The 20,554-nt window shown below is 62.8% G+C and carries 18 protein-coding genes; 13 read left to right on the top strand and 5 right to left on the bottom strand.

Translation table 11 applies throughout. From position 1 onward, the window contains the following. The first annotated feature begins 116 nt into the window (after window positions 1–116). On the top strand, window positions 117–2,162 hold the full coding sequence (locus AB8A38_RS17580; protein ID WP_439086870.1) for a methyl-accepting chemotaxis protein: 2,046 nt from the start codon (window positions 117–119) through the stop codon (window positions 2,160–2,162). A 111-nt stretch (window positions 2,163–2,273) separates the two neighbouring features. Here AB8A38_RS17580 and atzF read toward each other — a convergent pair whose 3' ends face one another. The 4 genes from atzF to AB8A38_RS17560 all read right to left on the bottom strand — a co-directional run bounded on the left by atzF (window position 2,274) and on the right by AB8A38_RS17560 (window position 7,586). Continuing rightward, window positions 2,274–4,094 (bottom strand): allophanate hydrolase, encoded by a 1,821-nt coding sequence (atzF, locus tag AB8A38_RS17575; protein ID WP_439086868.1) that lies wholly within the window; start codon window positions 4,092–4,094, stop codon window positions 2,274–2,276. A 54-nt stretch (window positions 4,095–4,148) separates the two neighbouring features. After that, entirely contained in the window at window positions 4,149–5,792 is a 1,644-nt protein-coding gene (locus AB8A38_RS17570) for a regulator (protein WP_439086866.1), read from the bottom strand. Further along, complete coding sequence (locus tag AB8A38_RS17565) at window positions 5,789–6,523, bottom strand: cysteine hydrolase family protein (protein ID WP_439086864.1); 735 nt, start codon at window positions 6,521–6,523, stop codon at window positions 5,789–5,791. The genes AB8A38_RS17570 and AB8A38_RS17565 overlap by 4 nt, the downstream gene beginning before the upstream one ends. A gap of 256 nt (window positions 6,524–6,779) precedes the next feature. Continuing rightward, window positions 6,780–7,586 (bottom strand): SDR family oxidoreductase, encoded by an 807-nt coding sequence (locus tag AB8A38_RS17560; protein ID WP_068737620.1) that lies wholly within the window; start codon window positions 7,584–7,586, stop codon window positions 6,780–6,782. Window positions 7,587–7,755: 169 nt separating this feature from the next. Here AB8A38_RS17560 and AB8A38_RS17555 point away from each other — a divergent pair, with 169 nt between their 5' ends. Continuing rightward, complete coding sequence (locus tag AB8A38_RS17555; RefSeq protein ID WP_439086862.1) at window positions 7,756–8,481, top strand: CBS domain-containing protein; 726 nt, start codon at window positions 7,756–7,758, stop codon at window positions 8,479–8,481. A gap of 59 nt (window positions 8,482–8,540) precedes the next feature. Here the strand turns inward: AB8A38_RS17555 and AB8A38_RS17550 are convergent, their stop codons facing one another. Beyond that, on the bottom strand, window positions 8,541–9,599 hold the full coding sequence (locus tag AB8A38_RS17550) for a polysaccharide deacetylase family protein (protein WP_439086860.1): 1,059 nt from the start codon (window positions 9,597–9,599) through the stop codon (window positions 8,541–8,543). Window positions 9,600–9,761: 162 nt separating this feature from the next. Between AB8A38_RS17550 and AB8A38_RS17545 the strand changes: the two genes are divergently transcribed. The 11 genes from AB8A38_RS17545 to phoB all read left to right on the top strand — a co-directional run bounded on the left by AB8A38_RS17545 (window position 9,762) and on the right by phoB (window position 20,446). Continuing rightward, window positions 9,762–11,165: an OmpA family protein gene (locus tag AB8A38_RS17545; protein WP_439086858.1), complete on the top strand. Its 1,404-nt coding sequence runs from the start codon at window positions 9,762–9,764 to the stop codon at window positions 11,163–11,165. Then, window positions 11,162–11,461: a hypothetical protein gene (locus AB8A38_RS17540; RefSeq protein ID WP_315840216.1), complete on the top strand. Its 300-nt coding sequence runs from the start codon at window positions 11,162–11,164 to the stop codon at window positions 11,459–11,461. The genes AB8A38_RS17545 and AB8A38_RS17540 overlap by 4 nt, the downstream gene beginning before the upstream one ends. 2 nt (window positions 11,462–11,463) lie before the next feature. After that, the gene (locus tag AB8A38_RS17535; RefSeq protein ID WP_439088547.1) at window positions 11,464–11,973 is read left to right on the top strand and encodes a DinB family protein; all 510 of its coding nucleotides are present in this window, start codon (window positions 11,464–11,466) and stop codon (window positions 11,971–11,973) included. A 265-nt stretch (window positions 11,974–12,238) separates the two neighbouring features. Then, window positions 12,239–13,285 carry a lysylphosphatidylglycerol synthase domain-containing protein gene (locus AB8A38_RS17530; protein WP_315840217.1) on the top strand — a complete coding sequence of 349 codons (1,047 nt, stop codon included), beginning with the start codon at window positions 12,239–12,241 and terminating at the stop codon, window positions 13,283–13,285. A 39-nt stretch (window positions 13,286–13,324) separates the two neighbouring features. Then, the gene (locus AB8A38_RS17525) at window positions 13,325–14,641 is read left to right on the top strand and encodes an ATP-binding protein (protein WP_439086855.1); all 1,317 of its coding nucleotides are present in this window, start codon (window positions 13,325–13,327) and stop codon (window positions 14,639–14,641) included. A gap of 439 nt (window positions 14,642–15,080) precedes the next feature. After that, complete coding sequence (gene pstS / locus AB8A38_RS17520) at window positions 15,081–16,091, top strand: phosphate ABC transporter substrate-binding protein PstS (protein WP_439086854.1); 1,011 nt, start codon at window positions 15,081–15,083, stop codon at window positions 16,089–16,091. Window positions 16,092–16,238: 147 nt separating this feature from the next. Then, window positions 16,239–17,237 carry a phosphate ABC transporter permease subunit PstC gene (pstC, locus tag AB8A38_RS17515; RefSeq protein ID WP_089266761.1) on the top strand — a complete coding sequence of 333 codons (999 nt, stop codon included), beginning with the start codon at window positions 16,239–16,241 and terminating at the stop codon, window positions 17,235–17,237. A 1-nt stretch (window position 17,238) separates the two neighbouring features. Then, window positions 17,239–18,084 (top strand): phosphate ABC transporter permease PstA, encoded by an 846-nt coding sequence (gene pstA, locus AB8A38_RS17510; RefSeq protein ID WP_089266762.1) that lies wholly within the window; start codon window positions 17,239–17,241, stop codon window positions 18,082–18,084. Continuing rightward, the gene (pstB, locus tag AB8A38_RS17505; protein ID WP_315840220.1) at window positions 18,081–18,908 is read left to right on the top strand and encodes a phosphate ABC transporter ATP-binding protein PstB; all 828 of its coding nucleotides are present in this window, start codon (window positions 18,081–18,083) and stop codon (window positions 18,906–18,908) included. Before pstA ends, pstB begins: the two co-directional genes overlap by 4 nt. A 28-nt stretch (window positions 18,909–18,936) precedes the next feature. Then, window positions 18,937–19,650 carry a phosphate signaling complex protein PhoU gene (gene phoU, locus AB8A38_RS17500; RefSeq protein ID WP_315840221.1) on the top strand — a complete coding sequence of 238 codons (714 nt, stop codon included), beginning with the start codon at window positions 18,937–18,939 and terminating at the stop codon, window positions 19,648–19,650. Between the two features lie 91 nt (window positions 19,651–19,741). Next, on the top strand, window positions 19,742–20,446 hold the full coding sequence (gene phoB, locus AB8A38_RS17495) for a phosphate regulon transcriptional regulator PhoB (protein ID WP_068737970.1): 705 nt from the start codon (window positions 19,742–19,744) through the stop codon (window positions 20,444–20,446). Window positions 20,447–20,554: the final 108 nt, after the last annotated feature.

Genomic DNA, 20,554 nt, shown 5'->3' with positions numbered 1-20,554 from the left:
AAGTTCCGGTATCCGTTTACTCGTCCTTAGCCAATGTGCCGTAGGTTTGGGCATCGGCTTTGCGCGCGCTTGCGCGCGATGACCGGGATGTTGGGAGTGATGAACGGGGGCCCCACGTGGCAACGACGACGCTTGTCCGGAAGAAGCCGGCTTCTTTTAAGTTTCCTGCCCTCAGGTTCCGCGCCAAGGTGACGCTGGGCTTTGCGGCCGTACTCGCCATATCCGCGCTCAGCATGGTGCTCGCTTATGTCGGCTTCGAGCGCATCTCGGCCGGCGTGGTGTCGTATCGCACCAGCGTTGCGGAGTCCGGTCTGGCCCGCAATATCGACCGCGAACTGACCTCCTATCAGGCGCTGACGCGCTATTACGTCCTCACCAGCAATGAAGCGGATGCCAAGGCAGCGAAGGCTGCGGAAACCAGTCTGAAGGACGCCATCGACCAGTCGATGAAGGTGACCAAGGACTCCGCGCGGCTCGACAAGATCACCAAACTGTCCCGCGAATTCATTACGTTCACCAAGGTGTTCGCCGACATCCTCACCGTCAAGGGACAGAACGACACCATCGCGTCGAGCCAGTTGTCGCGCACCAGCCTGATGCTGCGTAACAAGATCGATGATCTCGGCGACACCGCGACCATGGCCGGCCTTGCCTCCGTGCAGGATCAGGTCAAGGAAATCACCACCCAGTTCATCACCGCGACCTCGCTCGTGAACACCTATATAGGCAAGGCCGAGGACAAGACCTCGAATGCCGCAACGGCCCGCATCAAGTTCCTGCAGAACTCGTTTGCGACGATCTATGCCAATGATGACAAGATCAACAACAAGGTGAAGGAGATCACCGCGGAGACGAAGCTCTACGCTGATGCTTTCGTCAAGTTCGTTGAGAACACCAAGAAGGTCGACGGTCTCGTTCAGGAGATGTCGGAAACGGCGGGAGCGATCACCAAGCTGTCGACGGCGATGAAGGGGGATCTGCTGTCCGATCAGCAGCGTCTTGAAACCGAATCCGACACCACGATCCACGATACCGAGCGCCAAGTGATGGTGCTGGGCGTTGGCGGCTTCATCGTCGGTGCCATCCTTGCGCTGCTGCTGGGCCGCAGCATTGCCGGTCCGATGATCGCGATGTGCGCAGCGATGCGCAAGCTCGCAGCCGGCGACTTCGAGGTCGTGCTGCCGGGTCTTGGCCGCCGCGACGAACTCGGCGACATGGCGTCCGCCGTGGAAGAGTTCAAGGTACAGGCCATCGCGAAGGCCGAGCGGGATGCCGCTACGCAGGAAGAGCAAAGCCGCGAGGCCGGTGCCGCGCGCCGTGCCGAACTCATCCGCTTTGCCGACGATTTCGAGGCCGCCGTGGGCGCGATCGTCTCGAACGTGTCGGCATCGGCAGGGCAGCTGGAAACCGCAGCGGGCACGCTGACTCGCACCGCCGAGACCACCGAGGGATTGTCGAGCCGCGTCGCCGGCGCATCGGATCAGGCCTCCTCGAACATGCAGTCGGTCGCGACCGCGACCGAAGAGCTCTCGCTGTCGGTCAATGAAATCGGCCGCCAGGTGCAGACCTCCAGCAAGATCGCGGACAGCGCAGTCGTGCAAGCGCAGCAGACCGATGCTCGCATCGGCGAATTGTCGCGGGCCGCACAGCGCATCGGTGACGTCGTCGATCTCATCACGGCGATTGCCGAACAGACCAACCTTCTGGCGCTCAATGCGACCATCGAGGCCGCGCGGGCCGGAGATGCCGGCCGCGGCTTCGCGGTTGTGGCGTCCGAAGTGAAGTCACTGGCCAGCCAGACCGCAAAGGCGACCGAGGAAATTTCGACCCAGATTGCCGGCATGCAGAGTGCGACGCAGGAGTCGGTGTCGGCGATCAAGCAGATCGGCAGCACCATCGGCGAGATTTCGGGCATTGCCTCGGAGATCGCCAGCGCCGTCGAGCAGCAGGGCGCTGCCACGCGCGAGATCGCACAGAACGTCCAGCGCGTTGCCCACGGCACCCAGCAGGTCGCCGGCGATATCGTCGACGTCAACCGCGGCGCGACCGAAACCGGCGCGGCATCGGCTCAGGTGCTGAATTCGGCACAGACCCTGTCGAGCGAAAGCGCGCGCCTGCGCGCCGAGCTCGACCGGTTCATGGGGAATATCCGGGCGGCGTAAACGCGATGCCCGCAACTATAGCGCCGTCATGCCCGGCCTTGTGCCGGGCATCCACGTCTTGGCGCGAAGGAAGGCGTGGATGGCCGGAACAAGTCCGGCCATGACGATGAGTTACTTCACGCTTGCCATATAAGCCCGCCATCCGCCAAACGACGAGATATCGCGCGCGCCTTCGGTCGCCTTGGCTTCCACCAGGAAGCCCTTCACGTTTGAGCCATCCGCCAGCCGCAGCGTACCGATCGACATCGGCTCCGGCAGCGATGCGACGAACTTGCCGAAATTGGCTGCCGACAAGGCCCAGACTTCGACGGCGATTTCCGCGCCCGTACCATCGGCTACGCGCAGCAGGCCGGGCTTCGCCGGCGTGGTGCCGTTGAGCGCATAGAACTTGTAGTCCGGCGCTGTCGTCGTGGCCTTCAGCAGGCGGCCATTCAGCGCCTGCAATTCGCCGTTCAGGGCCATGCCGGAGAGATGCGCACCAACAACGGCGATCGCGATCTCGCCCTCGGCGACTTCGGTGGAGAGTGGCGCGAGCGCCGGCTGCGGCAGGGCCCTGGCGCCAACCGGCAATTTGGTATCGGCATGAAACACCCGGCCGATGCTGGCCAGCAAGGCGTCGTCGCCGCCCGGCGCCAGCAAAGTGATGCCGAACGGGATGCCGTCGGCACGCATCGCTGCGGGGATGGCGAGGCCGCAGAGGTCGAGCAGGTTGACGAAGTTGGTATAGGTGCCGAGCCGGGAATTGAGCTCGATGGGGTTGGCGAGCACCTGCGCCGTCGTATAGGCGGTCGGCGCCGTCGGCAGCACCAGCGCGTCGATGGCCGAGAACGCCTGTTCGGCGACACGCTTCAGCTCCTGCAGCTTGTACAAGGCCGCAAATGTATCCGTCGCGCTCTGGCGTGCACCGGCGATAGTGATCTCGCGCGTGACGGGATGGATCGCATCCGGCGCAGATGCCAGCAGGTCGCGGATCACCAGCAGTCGCTCGGCGACCCACGGACCGTCGTAAAGCAGCCGCGCGGTTTCATAGAACGGCTCGAGATCGAAGTCGACCAGCGTCGCGCCCAATGACGTCCAGCGCTTCAGCGCGTCCGCATAGGCTTTCTCCGAGGCCTTGTCGCCGAAGAAGATCAACTGGCCATTGCGCGGCACACCGAGCTTGAGGCCCTTCGGAAATTCCGTGACCGAACCCGGCACCCGCTTGCGCGAATAGGGATCATGCGCGTCATAGCCGCCCATCACATCGAGCGCGGCAACCGCATCGTCCACCGTGAGCGTGAAGATCGACACGCAATCCAGCGTGCGGCAGGCCGGCACGACGCCAGCGGTCGGGATCAGGCCGAGGCTGGGCTTGAGGCCCACGATATTGTTGAGCATCGCCGGCACGCGGCCGGAGCCGGCGGTGTCGGTGCCGAGCGTCAGCGGCACGAGGCCCGCGGACACCGCGACGGCAGAGCCTGAGCTCGATCCGCCCGGCACAAGATCGTCGCGGATCGCATTCTTGGGAATGCCATAGGGCGAGCGCACGCCTACCAGACCTGTCGCGAACTGGTCGAGATTGGTCTTGCCGATGATGATCGCGCCCGCCGCGCGCAGCCGCGCCACGGCGCTGGCATCGCGCGTTGCGTTATAGGCGAAAGCGGGACAGGCCGCGGTGGTCGGCAGACCTGCGACGTCGATATTGTCCTTCACGCCGACCGGCACGCCGTAGAGCGGCAGCGTTGCAGGATCCTTCGCAGCGAGCGCCTCGGCTTCGGCGATCGCTTCGGCCTCAACGCGGAGCGTGATGAAGATCGCGGTGTCGCCGCGGTCGCGGATGCGCTGATAGCTGCGGGCGACTGTCTGTGCGGGCGTCACGGTGCCAGCGCGATGCGCGGCGACGATGGCGGCGATCGTTTCGGGAACGCTGGTCTCGGGAACGGACTCACTCACGATGCGAACCTGCTGCGGATGGCACGGGTGTGCCACCCGCAGGTCGAGACGATGTTATTCAGCAGGCACGGCAAGTGGCGGCTCCGATTGCGGGACAGAAGACAGGCTGGTTGCGCCGAACTTGTCCGCGGCAAAGAGCCCGGCTGCAACAAGAGCATAAGCGAGAGCGACGCCGGGCGTCACCCCCAATCCGCCGCCGATCCCGATCGCCTCGCCATGCATGAAGCCGAAATAGGTCAGGACGGCGCCGGCCAGAGCGAAGGCCGATGCATTGATGAATTTGCGCTCGATAACGAACACCGCGATGGCGCCGAGCACCAGGCCGACCAGGATCGAGCCGCCGCCCATGACTTCGAGGCCGTGGAACAGCACGCCGTTCTGTCCCATCTTGGCGATGAATTCGGGCGAATGGATCTCGCCGAAATTCATGCCGGCGGCACCGAGTGCGCCTGACAGCAGCACCGTGGCCCAGGCCGCAAGATGCGGCGTGAGTGCAAGCGCGATAGCTGGCGCATGTTCACGTGGCGTGGTCTCGAAGGCCTGCGCGCAGATCAGCATGCCGATATAGAGCAGGATCGGTGAGATCGCGACCACGGGGATGACGGCCAGCATCAGCGAGATGACGCCGAACCACGACAGCACGATCACCATCAGGCCGGTCGCTGCCGAATAGCCGATCCGGCCACCCATCGCCTTCCAGCCGGGATGGCCGATATAGACCGCGTTGATGAAAGGGTTGCCCATCAGGCAGCCGATCAGCGAGACGACGCCGTCGGCGGTCAGCACGCGCGTGGTCGGATACTCGTCGCCGGCAGCCTCCGCGGACTCCACATTGTCCATCGCTTCGACCAGATCGTAGATGCCATAGGGAATGGCGGTGACCAGGATGATGCCGAGGAACTGGAATCCCGAGAAGACGTGATCGAAGGCCGGGATCGGTACCGAGAAGCCGAAATTGGTGAAGGCCGCCTTGACGCCGGCGACGCTGACGCCGCCGATACCGACGCCAAAGAGATTGGAGCCCCAGGCGATCACCATGCCGACGCCGATCGCGACGAGGCCTGCCGGAATCCCCTTGGGATATTTATAGCCGCCGAACCAGCTCAGCATGATGATGGCAAAGCAGGTGAGGCCGATCACCGGCGTCATGAACATTTCCAGCGCCGGACGCATCGCGATGAAGGCGATAGAAACGCCGGCCAGTGTCCCGAGCAGTGCGGCACGCGGCGTCACCTTGCGGATCCAGGGCGCAATGAAGCCGCCGATCATCAGGATAAAGCTCTGGAAGAACACCCAGACGAGGCCGGCTTCCCAGCCCTTGATGGGATCGCCCGTCGTGATCGAGATCGGGAGCATGATCACGAAGGTGACGATGAACATATGCGGCACGCTGATGCCCGAGGGCAGTGCGCAGACATCGCTGCGGCCGGTCTTCTGCGCAAGTTTGTAGGCGAGCCAGGCGTAGTACATCGTCGACAGGCACATCATCAGGCCCATGGCCGGCAGAATGCGGCCGAACACGATGTTGTCAGGCATCTTCAAGACGAAGCGCAGCAGGCCGGTCAGCACCAGCATGTTGACGAGAATGTTGGTGCCGAAGCCGAAAAACGCATTCCAGTCGCCCGGCGTCCATAGCGCGGGCTTGAAGTCGGATTTGCTGGCAGAATCTTTAGAAAACGTCCCCGCGGTCGTGCTCATCGTGATGCTCCTGCTGCAAGTTTGTTGGAAGTCTCCGGTGCATTTTCAGAAAGTGTCATTGCTTCAAGGATTGCGGCGGATGAGGCGACCCAGCCGAAGATGCCGCCCTGGGCCTTGATCATCTTCAGGCCCATCTCGTGGAATTCAGGAAAGTAGGACGCGCAGCCGTCTGATATGACGATGCAGCGGTAGCCCCGGTCATTGGCTTCGCGCACGGTGGTGTTGACGCAGACCTCCGTGGTGACACCGCAGACCAGCAGCGTGTCGATGTCGCGCGCCTTGAGATCGGCGCCGAGCGTCGTGGCGTAGAATGCGCCTTTGCCGGGCTTGTCGATGACGATCTCGCCTTCGACCGGATAGAGCGCGGGAATGATGTCGTGACCGGCCTCGCCGCGAATGAGGATGCGTCCCATCGGACCGGGATCGCCGATCCGCAGGCTCGGCGCGCCGCGCTCGATCTTGGCGGGCGGTGCGTCGGAGAGATCGGGCAGGTGCCCCTCGCGGGTGTGCACCACCATCATCCCGGTTTCGCGCGCGGCTTTCAGGACCGCGGCGATCGGGGCGACGGCGCTGGCCAGTTGCGACACGTCGTTGCCGAGCGTCTCGCCGAAGCCGCCGGGCTCCATGAAATCGCGCTGCATGTCGATGATGACGAGCGCCGTCGCTGCCCAGTCGACCGCGATCGGGCCGGGTTCGGCAATAACCGTTGCTGAGTGTGGTGAGTCCGCCATTTGCCGTCTCTCCCCCAAGGGCATGGGTTAACGAAGCAAGGCGCGTGCCATTGTGTACAATGACAAACGGCGACATGCTTCGAAGCTAATCGCGGGGTATTTCAGGAGCTTGTTAGAAAATAGCTTTGCAACATACCGGTCTCGAGCGAGACTGGAATTCGTTAATTGCTCATTTTATAACCGCGGCTGATTATGGCGGCAGCCGGTCCCCCGGATGTGGCTGATGCTCCGTCCCGGGGGCCGTCGTTGTCCATCATCAATCCCAGCCGTCGCCCTTGATGCCTGGATTCGCATAAACGATGCCGCCGTCCACCGCGATGGTGGCGCCGACCACGTAATCGCCGGCGCGCGAAGCGAGATAGATCGCGGCGCCTGCCATGTCCTCGTCGGTGCCGATCCGGCCGGCGGGGACGCGGGTCGCCACTTCATCGGCATTGTCGCGTGCAGCCTTGTTCATGTCCGATTGAAACGGGCCCGGCGCGATGGCTGTGACGACGACGTGATCCTGGATCAGTTTGACGGCCATCCGCCGCGTCAGGTGGATCAGGCCGGATTTGCTCGCCGCATAGGAATAGGTCTCCATCGGATTGACGAAGATGCCGTCGATGGACGCGATATTGATGACCTTGGCGGGCTTGTCCGCGCTGGCTGCTGCACGCAGCGGTCCGGCCAGCGCCTTGGTCAGAAAGAACGGCGTCTTGACGTTCAGCGTCATCACCTTGTCCCAGCCGCTTTCCGGAAATTCGTCGAAGTCCGCGCCCCATGCGGCGCCCGCATTGTTGACGAGAATGTCGAGCTTGGGTTCGCGCTTCTTGATCTCGGCAGCCAGCATCTCGATGCCGGCCATGGTCGAGATGTCGATCGGCAGCGCGATGCATTCACCGGCATATTGCGCTGAAAGTTCTTTCGCGGTGGCTTCGCACGGGCCGGCCTTGCGCGCGGTGATGTAGACCTTCGCTGCGCCCTGGCTGAGAAATCCCGCGGCGATCATCTTGCCGATGCCGCGCGAGCCGCCGGTGACGAGTGCAATGCGGCCATCGAGCGAAAACAGATTGGTGAACATGATGCCTCCCGTTTGTTTTGTCGTTGGGCCGATTGTGTGCGGCGGCGGGCAAGGCGAGTCAACAAGCGCCGCTGCAGTTGAGCCAGATCAAGGCCGGAACCGGCAGCCGGCGTAGGCTCCTCGCGTTGGTTCGTCCAGCAAACGGACCTCAACCCAACGGGAGAGTGTCATGAGAGCCCATCAAATTATGACCCGCAAGCTCGTCACCGTGTCGCCAGACGCGTCGATTAGCGAAGCTGCGAGGCTGATGATCGATTACCACGTCAGCGGATTGCCTGTGGTGGATGCGGCCGGCAAGCTGGTCGGCATTGTGACCGAGCGGGACTTCCTGCGTCGGCACGAGGTCGGCACGCAGCGCAGGCGTCCGCGCTGGCTCGAATTCGTGCGTGGCCCCAGCCTGCAGGCCATCGATTATGTCCGCGAAGCCGGCCGCAAGGTGCATGAGATCATGACCCGTGAGGTCCGCACGGTGACCGAGGAGACCGGGCTGGCCGATATCGTCGAGGTGATGGAGAAGTATCACATCAAGCGCGTGCCGGTGGTGCAGGGCGACAAGCTCGTGGGTATCGTCAGTCGGCAGAATTTTGTCGAAGCCATCGCCGATGTCATGCACGATGTCTCCGATGTCGGGTCGAGTGATGCGTTGATCCGCCGCCGCATCGTCGCTGTGCTCAGGCATAACGAGTGGACACCAGTCGGCCTCGACGTCCGGGTGAAGGATGGCGTCGTGGACATCGACGGCTTCATCACGGACGAGAATGTCCGTCGGGCGATCGTCGTGGCTGCTGAAAATGTGGCTGGCGTCACCCGCGTCAACGAGCATCTGTGCTGGGTCGATCCGATGTCGGGCGTGTACTTTCCGCCGGATACCGATCTGTCGCAAAAGCCGGTCTGATCCGGCGCGGGACGCAAGACTCCAGCAAGGCTGCAGTTCGCCTGCAGCGCATGGCCAGACTATCCGGTGCCGCCGCGCTGGAAGCCGTTCCACATCGCGGTGGCCGCGCCGGAGGTCAGCACCGGCAGATAGCGGGTGTCCTGATAGTTGCCGTTCAGCGAGACCCGCGGCAGCGCCGTGAGCTGCGAGGAGTTGTCCGAGGCGATCACGCCGGGGCGCGTCGTCACGGCTGTCTCGAAGCCGGCCCTTTTCGCCAGTGCGAATTCCCGTGTGCCCGCGGCGCAGCGGTCGCCATAGGGATAAGCAAGATGCACGGCCGGGCGCTGCAGAACGTTTTCGATATCGGTGCGGCTGGCTGACAGCTCATGCACGACCATCGCTTCGGTCTGTTTGGCGAGATTGCAGTGACTTACGGTATGTGCGCCGATTGTCACCAGCGGGTCGGCGGCGAAAGGTTTGAGTTCGTCCCACGACATGCACAGCTCGCGGCTGACCGCGTCTTCGTCGATCCCATGCGCGGCACAGAGTGCGCTGATCTCGCGGCGGATATCCGCTTCTTCCGGCAATCCGCGCAGCCAGCCATGCAGGCGGTCGAACGCCATGTCCTTGCCGGCGAGAGTCGATGTGTCCAGGCGCACCATCTGTCCGTCGATCGGGGCCTCGATCGCATCGGCCCTGGCAACGACGCGCTCCAGCGCCACCCACCACAGCCGGCCTGTGCCGGAGGCGAAGTCGCTGGTGACATAGACCGTGAAGGGCGCGTCGAAATCCCGCATCGCGGGCAATGCATGGTCGCGATTGTCGCGATAGCCGTCGTCGCAGGTGAAACAGGCGAAGCGGCGCGAGAAATCCCGCTCCGTCAACCGCCGCTGCACTTCATCGGGGGTCACGATATCGACGTCGGTTGCGCGCAGATAAGCGAGGGTGGCGCGCAGGAAATCGGGCGTGATCTCGAGGTGACGGTTGGGCTGGAACGGACCGGCATGCGCAGGGCGCACATGGTGCAGCATGAAAATGGTGCCGACGCCGCCGAAGATAGGTCGCAACACCCGGTGGGCGCCGCTGAAATACAGCGCATCCAGCCCGGCACGAATAATCGTGTTGCGAATCTGCTTCATCGTATGACCGAGCAATTGATGCTACCCACGGAAATGATCAGAAACGATTGAACAAAGCGTTATTCGAATACCCGCGGCGACGCCAGAGGTTTGCCTTGATTTCAGTTTGACAGTCCCGCAAGGGTTTGTTTTCTCTCTGTTTCCAGACCCGCAGGACGTCGAATGCACGGATTTTACAGGTGGAGTGCCAAATGGTGGCCCGGGCTCATCCCGCTTGCCATCCTTTGGGCGGTTGCTGCCTGGGTTAGCACGATTCCGCTTGAGACGGATTTAACGGCGCGTAGCACTGAGGCGCTGAAAAACACGATCCTCGACAAGAGCCAGATCACGGTTGCCGGCCGTGACGTATCGTTTTCTGCCGAAGCATTTTCCGAAGACGGTCGCCGCAGTGCGGTCTCGTCGGTCGAGGCCACGCCGGGCGTTCGCCTGGTCGATGACGAGACCCGTCTCGTCGCGGAAGCCAAGCCGTTCGTCTGGGTCGCGGAGCGCGACAATGTCCGCGTCACGCTGTGGGGAACCGCGCCATTGCCGGCCAGCAAGGCGCGAATTGTGGAAGCGGCCCGCGCCGCACTCAGCGGAACCGAGGTCTCCGACCGCATGGGTCTGAAGCGCGGCGCGCCGCCGCGGTTTGATGCCGCGGCTGTGTTGTTGCTTGATCAGGTCGCCAAGCTGAAGGAAGGCAAGGCGGTGATTTCGGATACCAATGTCAGCCTCTCCGGCATGGCGCGCGATCTCGGTGGCCGCGAAGCCATTGCGGCGGCGCTGAAGAATCTGCCGGAAGGCTTCACGGTCGCGGCCAATGACATCAAGGCGCCGCCCTATGTGTTCCAGGCCAACAAGGACCCGGTGACGAACACGCTGACGCTGAGCGGCTATGTCCCGGACAACAACATCCACGCCGCGCTTGCGTCGGCTGCCGGACGCAAGTTCGGCAATGAGAAGATCGTCGACAACCTGAAGGCTAGCATCGGCGCGCCCGGTGGTTTTGCGGCAGCGGTGACGACGGCGCTGGGTGCGCTGTCGCGGCTGTCGACCGGCACGCTGGTGGTGTCCGATCGCGAGGTGAAACTGTCGGGGGACGCGCTCTACGAAGCCGCCGCCGACCAGATACGCGCAAGTCTCGCGCGCGAGCTCCCGCAGGGTTGGCAGGCCAAAGCCGAAGTATCGGTGAAGCCCGCCGCGGCACCGGTCGATGCCAGCGTGTGCCAGCAGCTCTTCGCGCAGAACCTGACCAAGGGCCGCATCCGGTTTGAGCCGTCCAGCGCCAGCATCAATGTGGATTCCGCGGGCTTGCTCGATCGCCTCGTGGAAATCGCCATGCGCTGTCCCAATGTCCGGGTCGAGATCGCCGGTCACACCGACGGCGATGGCGACGCGGCGTTCAATCAGTCGCTCTCGGAAAAGCGCGCGCTCGCCGTTGAAGAATATCTCGTGAAGGCCGGCTTGCCGGCGGACCGTTTCTCCACCATCGGCTACGGCAGTACCCAACCCATCGCCACCAACGATACCGACGAAGGCAAGCTGCAGAATCGCCGGATCGAATTCGTCGTGAGGCAAGCGCCATGACTTATCTTGCGATGTTTCACTGGGGCTGGCTGCTCGGGGCGTTCCTGATCGGCTTCTGCATGGGCTGGATCGCCGTGGTCTATCGCGGGCGTTCGGTGTCGCGGGTCTGGATCCAGCGCCTGTCGGTAATCGCCGCGGTCATCATCGGCGTCGCGATTGGTAAAGTCGTGCCCGGCCGCTTCGGCTACTGGCTCGATCTCGGCCTCGCATTGTTCGGCTTCTATCTCGTCGGCTGCGCCATCGGGTCGTGGCTGCGCGATATCGTGGTGACCCGGCAGCAGGCGCGCTCGGCGTGACGCTGCTCGACCATTACCGCATGCTCGGCCGGTATAATGTCTGGGCCAACGGCCTACTGTTCGACGCGGCGGGCGCGCTCAGCCGCGAGCAATATCAGGCCGACCGGGGCGCGTTCTTCAAATCCGTCCATGGCACGCTCAATCATCTGCTGGCAACGGACCTGATCTGGATGAAGCGCTTCACCGGCGAAGGCGAGGCGCCGGATCGTCTCGATGCCATTCTGTATGAGACCTGCGACGGGTTGCATGCGGCGCGCATCGCCGAAGATGCCCGGATTCTCGGTTATGTGGACGGGCTCGACGAGCGCCGTCTCAACGGCACCATCAAATTCCGCCGGGTGTCGTCTCCCGAAGAATTTGAACAGCAGCTGGCGCCGGCCCTGGCGCACTGGTTCAATCATCAGACCCATCACCGCGGGCAAGTCCATGCGTTGCTGACGGGTCTGACAGGCCGGGCGCCCGAACTCGATCTGTTATTTTTTCAACGTCTCGCCGCCAAATCGGCGGCATGAGGTCACGAAAGCCTCATTGTCACGTGAGACGCGTCGGGACGTTGGCATTTTGCCGCAGCGAATGCGCCCGAGAGGCTGGTGGTTTGTTAGGGCTGACCTAATATACTGATGTGGCTTGTTTTTATTCACAGCCGGCGAATTCCACTTTGCCGCAAAACGCGCTACGACGGTTGTGCCGGAGACAACTGATGTGGCGGTTCCGCCGAGGCTAGTCTGACTTCCTGGTCCAGATCTCTCTGGTCAGGGGATCGCATTCGAGGTTGAGATGCTGGAAGCAATACGCAGGGCGATCTCGTTTCTGCGCGAGAAGCAAATCCTGCACAAGCTCGGTGTCTTGATCAGCGTCGCGGTGATCGGCGTCGCCTGCTACATGCTGTATCACAAGCTGCGGAACATCGACGCTGCCGCCGTTTTCCGGGCGATGAAAGAGACCGAGCCGCGGCTGATCATGCTGTCCGCGCTGTCGGTTGCCGCCGGTTATTTCACGCTGACATTCTATGATTGGTTTGCGGTGCGCACGATCGGTCGCCGCGACGTGCCGTACCGGATCAACGCGCTGGCCGCTTTCACCAGCTATTCGATCGGCCACAATGTCGGCGCCAGCGTCTTCACCGGCGGCGCGGTGCGCTATCGCATCTATTCGGCCTGGGATCTTAGCGCCGTCGATGTCGCCAAGATCGTCTTTCTCGCCGGCCTCACCTTCTGGCTCGGCAATCTCGCGGTGCTCGGTATGGGCATCGCCTATCACCCGGAAGCGGCTAGCGCGATCAACCAGGTGCCGCCATGGATGAACCGTATCCTGGCCTACATCATCCTCGCCGGCCTCGTCGGCTATGTGGTCTGGGTCTGGATGAAGCCCCGCAGCGTCGGCCGTGGCCCCTGGTCGGTGGTACTGCCTGGCGGTCCGCTGACCCTGCTGCAGATCACCATCGGCATCATCGATCTCGGCTTCTGTGCGCTCGCGATGTACATGCTGGTGCCCGCCGAGCCTGACGTCGGTTTCGTTGTGGTGGCGGTGGTGTTCGTCTCGGCCACCTTGCTGGGTTTCGCCAGCCATTCGCCCGGCGGTCTTGGCGTGTTCGATGCCGCCATGCTGGTTGGCCTCGAAATGATGGATCAGGAAAAGCTGCTGGCTGGCATGCTGCTGTTCAGGGTGCTTTATTACCTCGCGCCGTTCTTTATATCAGTCATGTTACTGACGCTTCGCGAGCTTATTATCGGTTCGCGATCGAAAAAGCTGCAGGCGGTCGCGGCGGACGCCAAGCCCGGCGTCGGCCACCCGCTCAAGGAACATGGTCGCTCCGGCGCCTGATATACGTTCGCATTCGCAGCAGGAAGAGATCCGGTTCAGATGGCTATTGAAGCTTCTCCATCGACCATGTTTTCGCCGTGGCCAGACCGGCTGCGGCATTCGGCGATCATCCTGCTGGCCGCCGGCCTGGCGCTGGCCGCATTGGTGTTTTTCGGCGAGTTGTCGCCGCTGCGCGCGGGCATCGTGTTCGTCTGCATCGCCGGCGCGGCGCTGGTGCCGTGGCGGCTGCATGACGTGGTGACGGCGCGCGACGAGGCGCTGGCCGCCAATCCTGTCGAGGCGCCCGCGGTGCGCGCCATCATTGCCGGCATTCCCGATCCCGCCGTGCTGCTCGACCGCGCCGGCCGCGTCATCCATCTCAATGCCGCAGCGGCGCAGCTCGCGCCGGCACTCCGCAAGAACGAACTGGCGCAATTCGCGCTGCGCTCGCCGGAGATCATCACCGCCTTGCGCGAGTCCATCGCCACCACCGAGCCGCGCCGCGCGACTTATCTCGATCATGTTCCGGTCGATCGCTGGATGGAATTGATGATCACGCCGGTGCCGGTTCCGACCGCCTTTGGCGGCACCGACACCTGCATGCTGATGACATTCCATGACCAGACGCCGCTGCGCCGTGTCGAGGAAATGCGTGCCGACTTCGTCGCCAATGCCAGCCACGAGCTGCGCACGCCGCTGGCGGCGCTGTCCGGCTTCATCGACACGTTGCAGGGACCGGCCAAGGACGACGCCAAGGCGCGCGAGCGCTTTCTCGGCATCATGCATGCGCAGGCGACCCGCATGGCACGGCTGATCGACGATCTGCTGTCGCTGTCGCGCGTCGAGCTGTCGGCGCATGTGCGGCCGGATACGCTGGTGGATATTCTCCCCATTATCCGTCAGGTCGGCGACGGGCTGGAGCCGCTCGCCAATGAGCGCAACGTCAGGATCGAAATGGCGCTGCCGGATACGCCGGTGTCCATCGCTGGCGATCGCGAGGAATTGCTGAGGTTGTTCGAGAACCTGATCGAGAACGCGCTGAAATACGGCGCATCCGGCGGCAAGGTCGACGTATCGCTGACCACGGAGTCGACTGCGGAAGGTGTGCCGGAAATTCGCGTCGCCGTGCGGGACTATGGCCCGGGCATCGCCCCCGAGCATCTGCCGCGCCTGACTGAACGTTTCTACCGGGTCGATGTCGGCGACAGCCGCGCACAGGGCGGTACGGGCCTCGGCCTTTCGCTGGTGAAGCACATCCTGAACCGGCATCGCGGCCGGCTGCTGATCGAAAGCGTGCCGAAGAACGGCGCGACTTTTACCGCCGCCTTTCCGCAGGTGAAGACGCTGCCGGGGCCTCCCGCCTCCGCGGCGTCCTGACGCCCTAAACTCCCCTCGTTCTCCTGCGCCCATAGCGACCGCCCTCGGGCGGTCGGGCAGCGCTGCGCTTCGCTCACACAGTCAAAAAAGCCGTGGTGGATGGTGCGGCATTGCGTCCGATCACCCTCAATATCGTACCCGCCGCTGTCATACGCGCGCATGCGCGCGAGGCCGGATTCCGCCTGCTGAAACATATTGTTAACCCCTGTGACGGCGGATTTTGACGGCCTGGGATGACCCTTATGGCAGGGCATTTTCGCTGTCATTTGCACGGTAAAATTATCCGCGGAGGCAGAAAAACAAAGCATTTACAGATGCTTGGTGTCGTCATCCAAGTGTCACGGAACTATCATAAAAGCACAATCGACCACCCCTAAACGGGCGGCGTGAGCACAACTGGCGCATCCGGCGCGGTCGCTCACGAGATTGGAGACATCCCATGAAATTCCTCAAAGCGATCGTCGCTGCCGGCCTCGTTGCCGCCTCGACCTCGGCATTTGCCGCCGACATCACGGGTGCCGGCGCAACCTTCCCGTTCCCGGTCTATTCGAAGTGGGCCGACGCCTACAAGAAAGAGACTGGCAATGGTTTGAACTACCAGTCGATCGGTTCGGGCGCCGGCATCAAGCAGATCCAGGCCAAGACTGTGACCTTCGGCGCCACCGACGCGCCGCTCAAGGCTGAGCAGCTCGAGAAGGACGGCCTGGTTCAGTGGCCGATGGTGATGGGCGCGATCGTTCCCGTCGTGCATCTCGAAGGCATCGCCTCGGGCGAGCTCGTTCTCTCCGGCGAAGTGCTCGGCGACATCTATCTCGGCAAGGTCACCAAGTGGGACGACGCTGCCATCGCCAAGCTGAACCCGAAGCTGAAGCTGCCCTCGGCCGCCATCACCGTCGTTCGTCGTTCGGACGGTTCGGGCACCACCTTCAACTTCACCGACTATCTGTCGAAGGCCTCGGCTGACTGGAAGACCAAGGTCGGCACCGGTACCGCCGTCGAGTGGCCGGTTGGCGTTGGCGCCAAGGGCAACGAAGGCGTCGCGGGCAACGTAGGCCAGACCAAGAATGCCATCGGTTATGTTGAATATGCTTACGCCAAGCAGAACAAGCTGACCTATACCGGCATGGTCAACAAGGCTGGCAAGACCGTGCAGCCGACCGTCGCGGCCTTCCAGGCTGCTGCGTCGAACGCCGATTGGGCCAAGGCTCCTGGCTACTACGTGATCCTCACCGACCAGCCGGGCGAAACCTCGTGGCCGATCACTGCTGCGACCTTCATCCTGATGCACAAGGCTCCGACCGACAAGGCAGCCTCGGCTGAAGCGATCAAGTTCTTCAAGTGGTCGTTCGAGAAGGGCGCCAAGATGGCTGAAGAGCTCGATTACATTCCGATGCCGGAACCCGTCGTCAAGCTGATCGAAAAGACCTGGTCGGCTGACATCAAGAGCTGATCTGGTGTGTGGGCGGAGGAGAGGGGCATCTCTCCTCCGTCTGCTGCAGGGCTGAATTTCTTTCTTCTTCTCTTCTGACTTCGCGCCCTGACAAGCCCCTCCAGGGCAATGCGTTTTGGGGTATTGTAACAATTACAGGGGACTGGCGTGGCAGACATGGCCGTACAGAGCTCTTCGATGGACGCTGCCGGACCTTATGATCGTGCGAAGGCTTTGAATGCCTTCAAGACCGGGGACCAGGCGTTCTACTGGATCACCCGCATTTCGGCTCTGTCCGTTCTGTTTATCCTCGGCGGCATCATTCTGTCGCTCATCGTTGGTGCGTGGCCGGCGCTTCGAGAATTCGGCTTCTCGTTCCTGACGACGCAGCGCTGGGCCCCGTCGGCTGATCCGCCGGTCCTCGGTGCACTCGGTCCGATCTACGGCACGCTGATCACCTCGGTGATCGCGATGGCGATCGCCATCCCGGTCGGCATCGGCATCGCGATCTTCCTCACCGAACTGTGCCCGAACTGGCTGCGCCGCCCGATCGGCATGGCGGTCGAGCTTCTCGCCGGTATTCCCTCGATCATCTACGGCATGTGGGGCTTCTTCGTGCTCGGCCCGTTCCTCGCCAACCACGTGCAGCCGTTCATGATCAGCGCCTTCGAAGGCGTCCCGGTCCTTGGCGTGATCTTCGCCGGCCCGCCGTCCTATCTCTCGCTGTTCAACGCGTCGCTGATCCTCGCCATCATGGTGCTGCCCTTCATCACCTCGATCTCGGTTGACGTGTTCAAGACGGTGCCGCCGGTGCTCAAGGAAGCCGCTTACGGCGTCGGCTGCACCACCTGGGAAGTCGTCCGCAACGTCGTCATCCCCTATACCCGTGTTGGTGTGATCGGTGGCGTCATGCTGGCGCTCGGCCGTGCGCTCGGCGAAACGATGGCGGTGACCTTCATCATCGGCAACTCGTTCCGTATCACGGGCTCGATCTTCGGCCCGGGCACCACGATCTCGGCAGCGATCGCCAGCGAGTTCGCGGAGAGCGACGGTCTGCATCAATCGGGTCTGATCCTGCTCGGTCTCCTGCTGTTCGTGCTGACATTCTTCGTGCTCTCGGCAGCGCGTCTGATGCTGCTGCGTCTGGAAAAGAAGGCGGGCAACTAATATGAACCCGATTTACGCTTCACGCCGTCGCAACGACATGATCATCCGTGGGCTCTGCATGGGTGCCGCTCTCTTTGGCGTCACCTGGCTCGCGCTGATCCTGTTCACGCTGTTCTACAACGGTATCGCCGGCATCAGCCTGCAGATCTTCACCCAGAACACGCCGCCGCCCGGCTCCATGGAAGGCGGCCTGCTCAATGCCATCGTCGGTTCGATCATCATGACCGTCATCGGCGTCGGCATCGGCGCGCCGCTCGGCCTGTTTGCCGGCACCTATCTCGCGGAATACGGCAAGCACGACAAACTTACCTCGGTGATCCGCTTCATCAACGACGTGTTGCTGTCGGCCCCGTCCATCATCATCGGCCTGTTCGTTTATGGTGCGGTGGTGGTTCCGATGGGCGGCTTCTCGGCTCTCGCCGGTTCGCTTGCGCTCGCCGTGATCGTGATCCCCGTCGTGGTTCGCACCACTGAAGACATGCTTGGTCTCGTGCCGAACCCGCTGCGCGAAGCGGCCTCGGCGCTCGGCCTGCCGCGCTCCCTGGTCATCAAGCGGATCGCCTATCGTGCAGCCCGCGCCGGTCTCATCACCGGCGTGCTGCTGGCGACCGCACGTGTTGCCGGTGAAACGGCGCCGCTGCTGTTCACCGCGCTGAGCAACCAGTTCTTCAGCCTCGATCTCACCAAGACGATGGCCAACCTGCCGGTGACCATCAACAACTTCGTGCAGAGCCCCTACGAGTACTGGAAGCAGCTCGCCTGGAGCGGTGCCCTGATCATCACCTTGACCGTACTTGCCCTTAACATTGGCGCGCGCATTCTCGGCGCCGAGAGGACAGCAAAATGAGTGAGCTTTCTGTGTCGTCTGGCGTTCCTTCCGTCTCGATGCCGCCGCCGTCGGCCCTGCAGGGCGAGACCCGTCCCAAGGTCACCGTGCGCGACCTGAACTTCTACTATGGCGAACACCACGCCCTGAAGAAGATCAACCTGACGCTGATGGCGAACCGGGTGACTGCGTTCATCGGCCCGTCGGGCTGCGGCAAGTCCACGCTGCTGCGTATCTTCAACCGCATGTATGACCTGTATCCCGGCCAGCGCGCCGAAGGTCAGCTCATGCTCGACAACCAGAACATTCTGGATCCAAAGCTGGATCTCAACCTGCTGCGCGCCCGCGTCGGCATGGTGTTCCAGAAGCCGACCCCGTTCCCGATGACGATCTATGAAAACATCGCCTTCGGTATCCGCCTCTACGAGAAGATCTCCAAGTCGGAGATGGACGTGCGCGTCGAGAGGGCGCTGCGCGGCGGTGCACTCTGGAACGAAGTCAAGGACAAGCTCAACGCGTCGGGCCTCAGCCTGTCGGGTGGTCAGCAGCAGCGTCTGTGCATCGCGCGCACCATCGCGGTGCGGCCGGAAGTGATCCTGTTCGACGAGCCGTGCTCGGCGCTGGACCCGATCTCGACCGCGAAGATCGAGGAGCTGATCGACGAGTTGAAGGATCAGTACACGATCGCGATCGTGACCCATAACATGCAGCAAGCCGCCCGCGTCTCCGACAGCACGGCCTTCATGTATCTCGGCGAGTTGATCGAATTCGATCAGACCAACAAGATCTTCACGTCGCCGACCGATCGCCGCACCCAGGATTACATCACCGGCCGCTTCGGCTGACGCGACATACTCGCGGGAGGAATTTGAGATGGCTTTTGAACATACCACCAAGGCTTTCGACGACGATCTGCAGGAGCTGACCCGTCTCGTCGCCGAGATGGGTGGCCTCGCGGAACGGCAGATCGTCGAATCCGTCGACGCGCTGATCCGCCGGGACGTCGCGCTCGGTGCGCGCGTCGTCGCCACCGACGCCGAGATCGACCAGTTGCAGCGCACGATCGAAGAGCGCGCCGTGCTGACCATCGCCAAGCGCCAGCCGATGGCTGTCGATTTGCGCGAGATCGTCGGCGCGCTGCGCGTCGCCACCGATCTGGAACGCATCGGCGATCTCTCCAAGAATATCGGCAAGCGCGTCAATGCACTCGACAGCGACTTCCATCCGCTGAAGCTCATCCGCGGCCTCGAACACATGACCGACCTCGTGACCACCCAGGTCAAGGCCGTGCTCGACGCCTATGCCGCACACGATCTGCCCGCTGCGATGACGGTGTGGAAGGGCGACGAGGAAATCGACGCGATCTGCACCTCGCTGTTCCGCGAACTCCTGACCTATATGATGGAAGACCCGCGTAACATCTCGTTCTGTATCCACCTGATGTTCTGCGCCAAGAACATCGAGCGGATTGGTGACCACGCCACCAACATTGCGGAAACCGTGTTCTACATGATCGAGGGTCAGCAGATCCTCGACAAGCGCCCGAAGGGCGACATGACCACATTCGCGAATACGCCGACGGTCTGAAGCGTGATCCGGAAAAGCGGAAGCCAGTCTTCCGCAAGGATCATGACCTAAAGGCTTTTCGGACGTCACTGAGGATATTGACCATATGGCTGTGAATGCACGCATTCTGGTGGTGGAGGACGAGGAAGCCCTCACGACGCTTCTTCGCTACAACCTCGACGCCGAAGGCTATGATGTTGAAACCGTCGCGCGCGGCGACGATGCCGATACCCGTTTGAAGGAGCGGGTGCCGGATCTCGTGGTGCTCGACTGGATGCTGCCGGGCCTGTCCGGCATCGAACTGTGCCGCCGTCTGCGCGCACGGCCTGAAACCAAGGCATTGCCGATCATCATGCTGACGGCGCGGGGCGAAGAGAGCGAGCGCGTTCGCGGTCTCGCCACCGGTGCCGACGATTACATCGTCAAGCCGTTCTCCGTGCCGGAGCTCCTGGCCCGCGTGAAGGGCCTGCTCCGTCGTGCAGCTCCCGAGCGTCTCGCCACCGTCTTGGCGTTTGGCGACATCGAACTCGACCGTGACAAGCGCCGCGTCGTGCGGTCCAGCCGCCCGATCGATCTCGGTCCGACCGAATATCGCCTGCTGGAGTTCTTCCTGGAACATCCGGGCCGGGTGTTCAGCCGTGAGCAGTTGCTCGACAGCGTCTGGGGCCGCGACATCTATATCGACGAGCGCACCGTCGACGTGCATATCGGCCGCCTGCGCAAGCTGCTCAATCCCGCCGGTGAGCCCGATCCAATCCGCACCGTGCGCGGCGCCGGCTATGCGCTGGACGATCGCTTCGACAAGGCGGCGGAGTAATACTCCGCTATCGACAGTTATTCTCGTCATGGCCGGGCTTGTCCCGGCCATCCACGTCTTTGTGTTCGGCCAAGACGTGGATACCCGGCATTCGCCGGGCATGACGGC

Origin of the sequence: Tardiphaga sp. 839_C3_N1_4 (assembly GCF_051811045.1) — a bacterium.
Taxonomy (GTDB): Bacteria; Pseudomonadota; Alphaproteobacteria; order Rhizobiales; family Xanthobacteraceae; genus Tardiphaga.
This window is presented reverse-complemented; position numbering and strand designations above follow the sequence as displayed.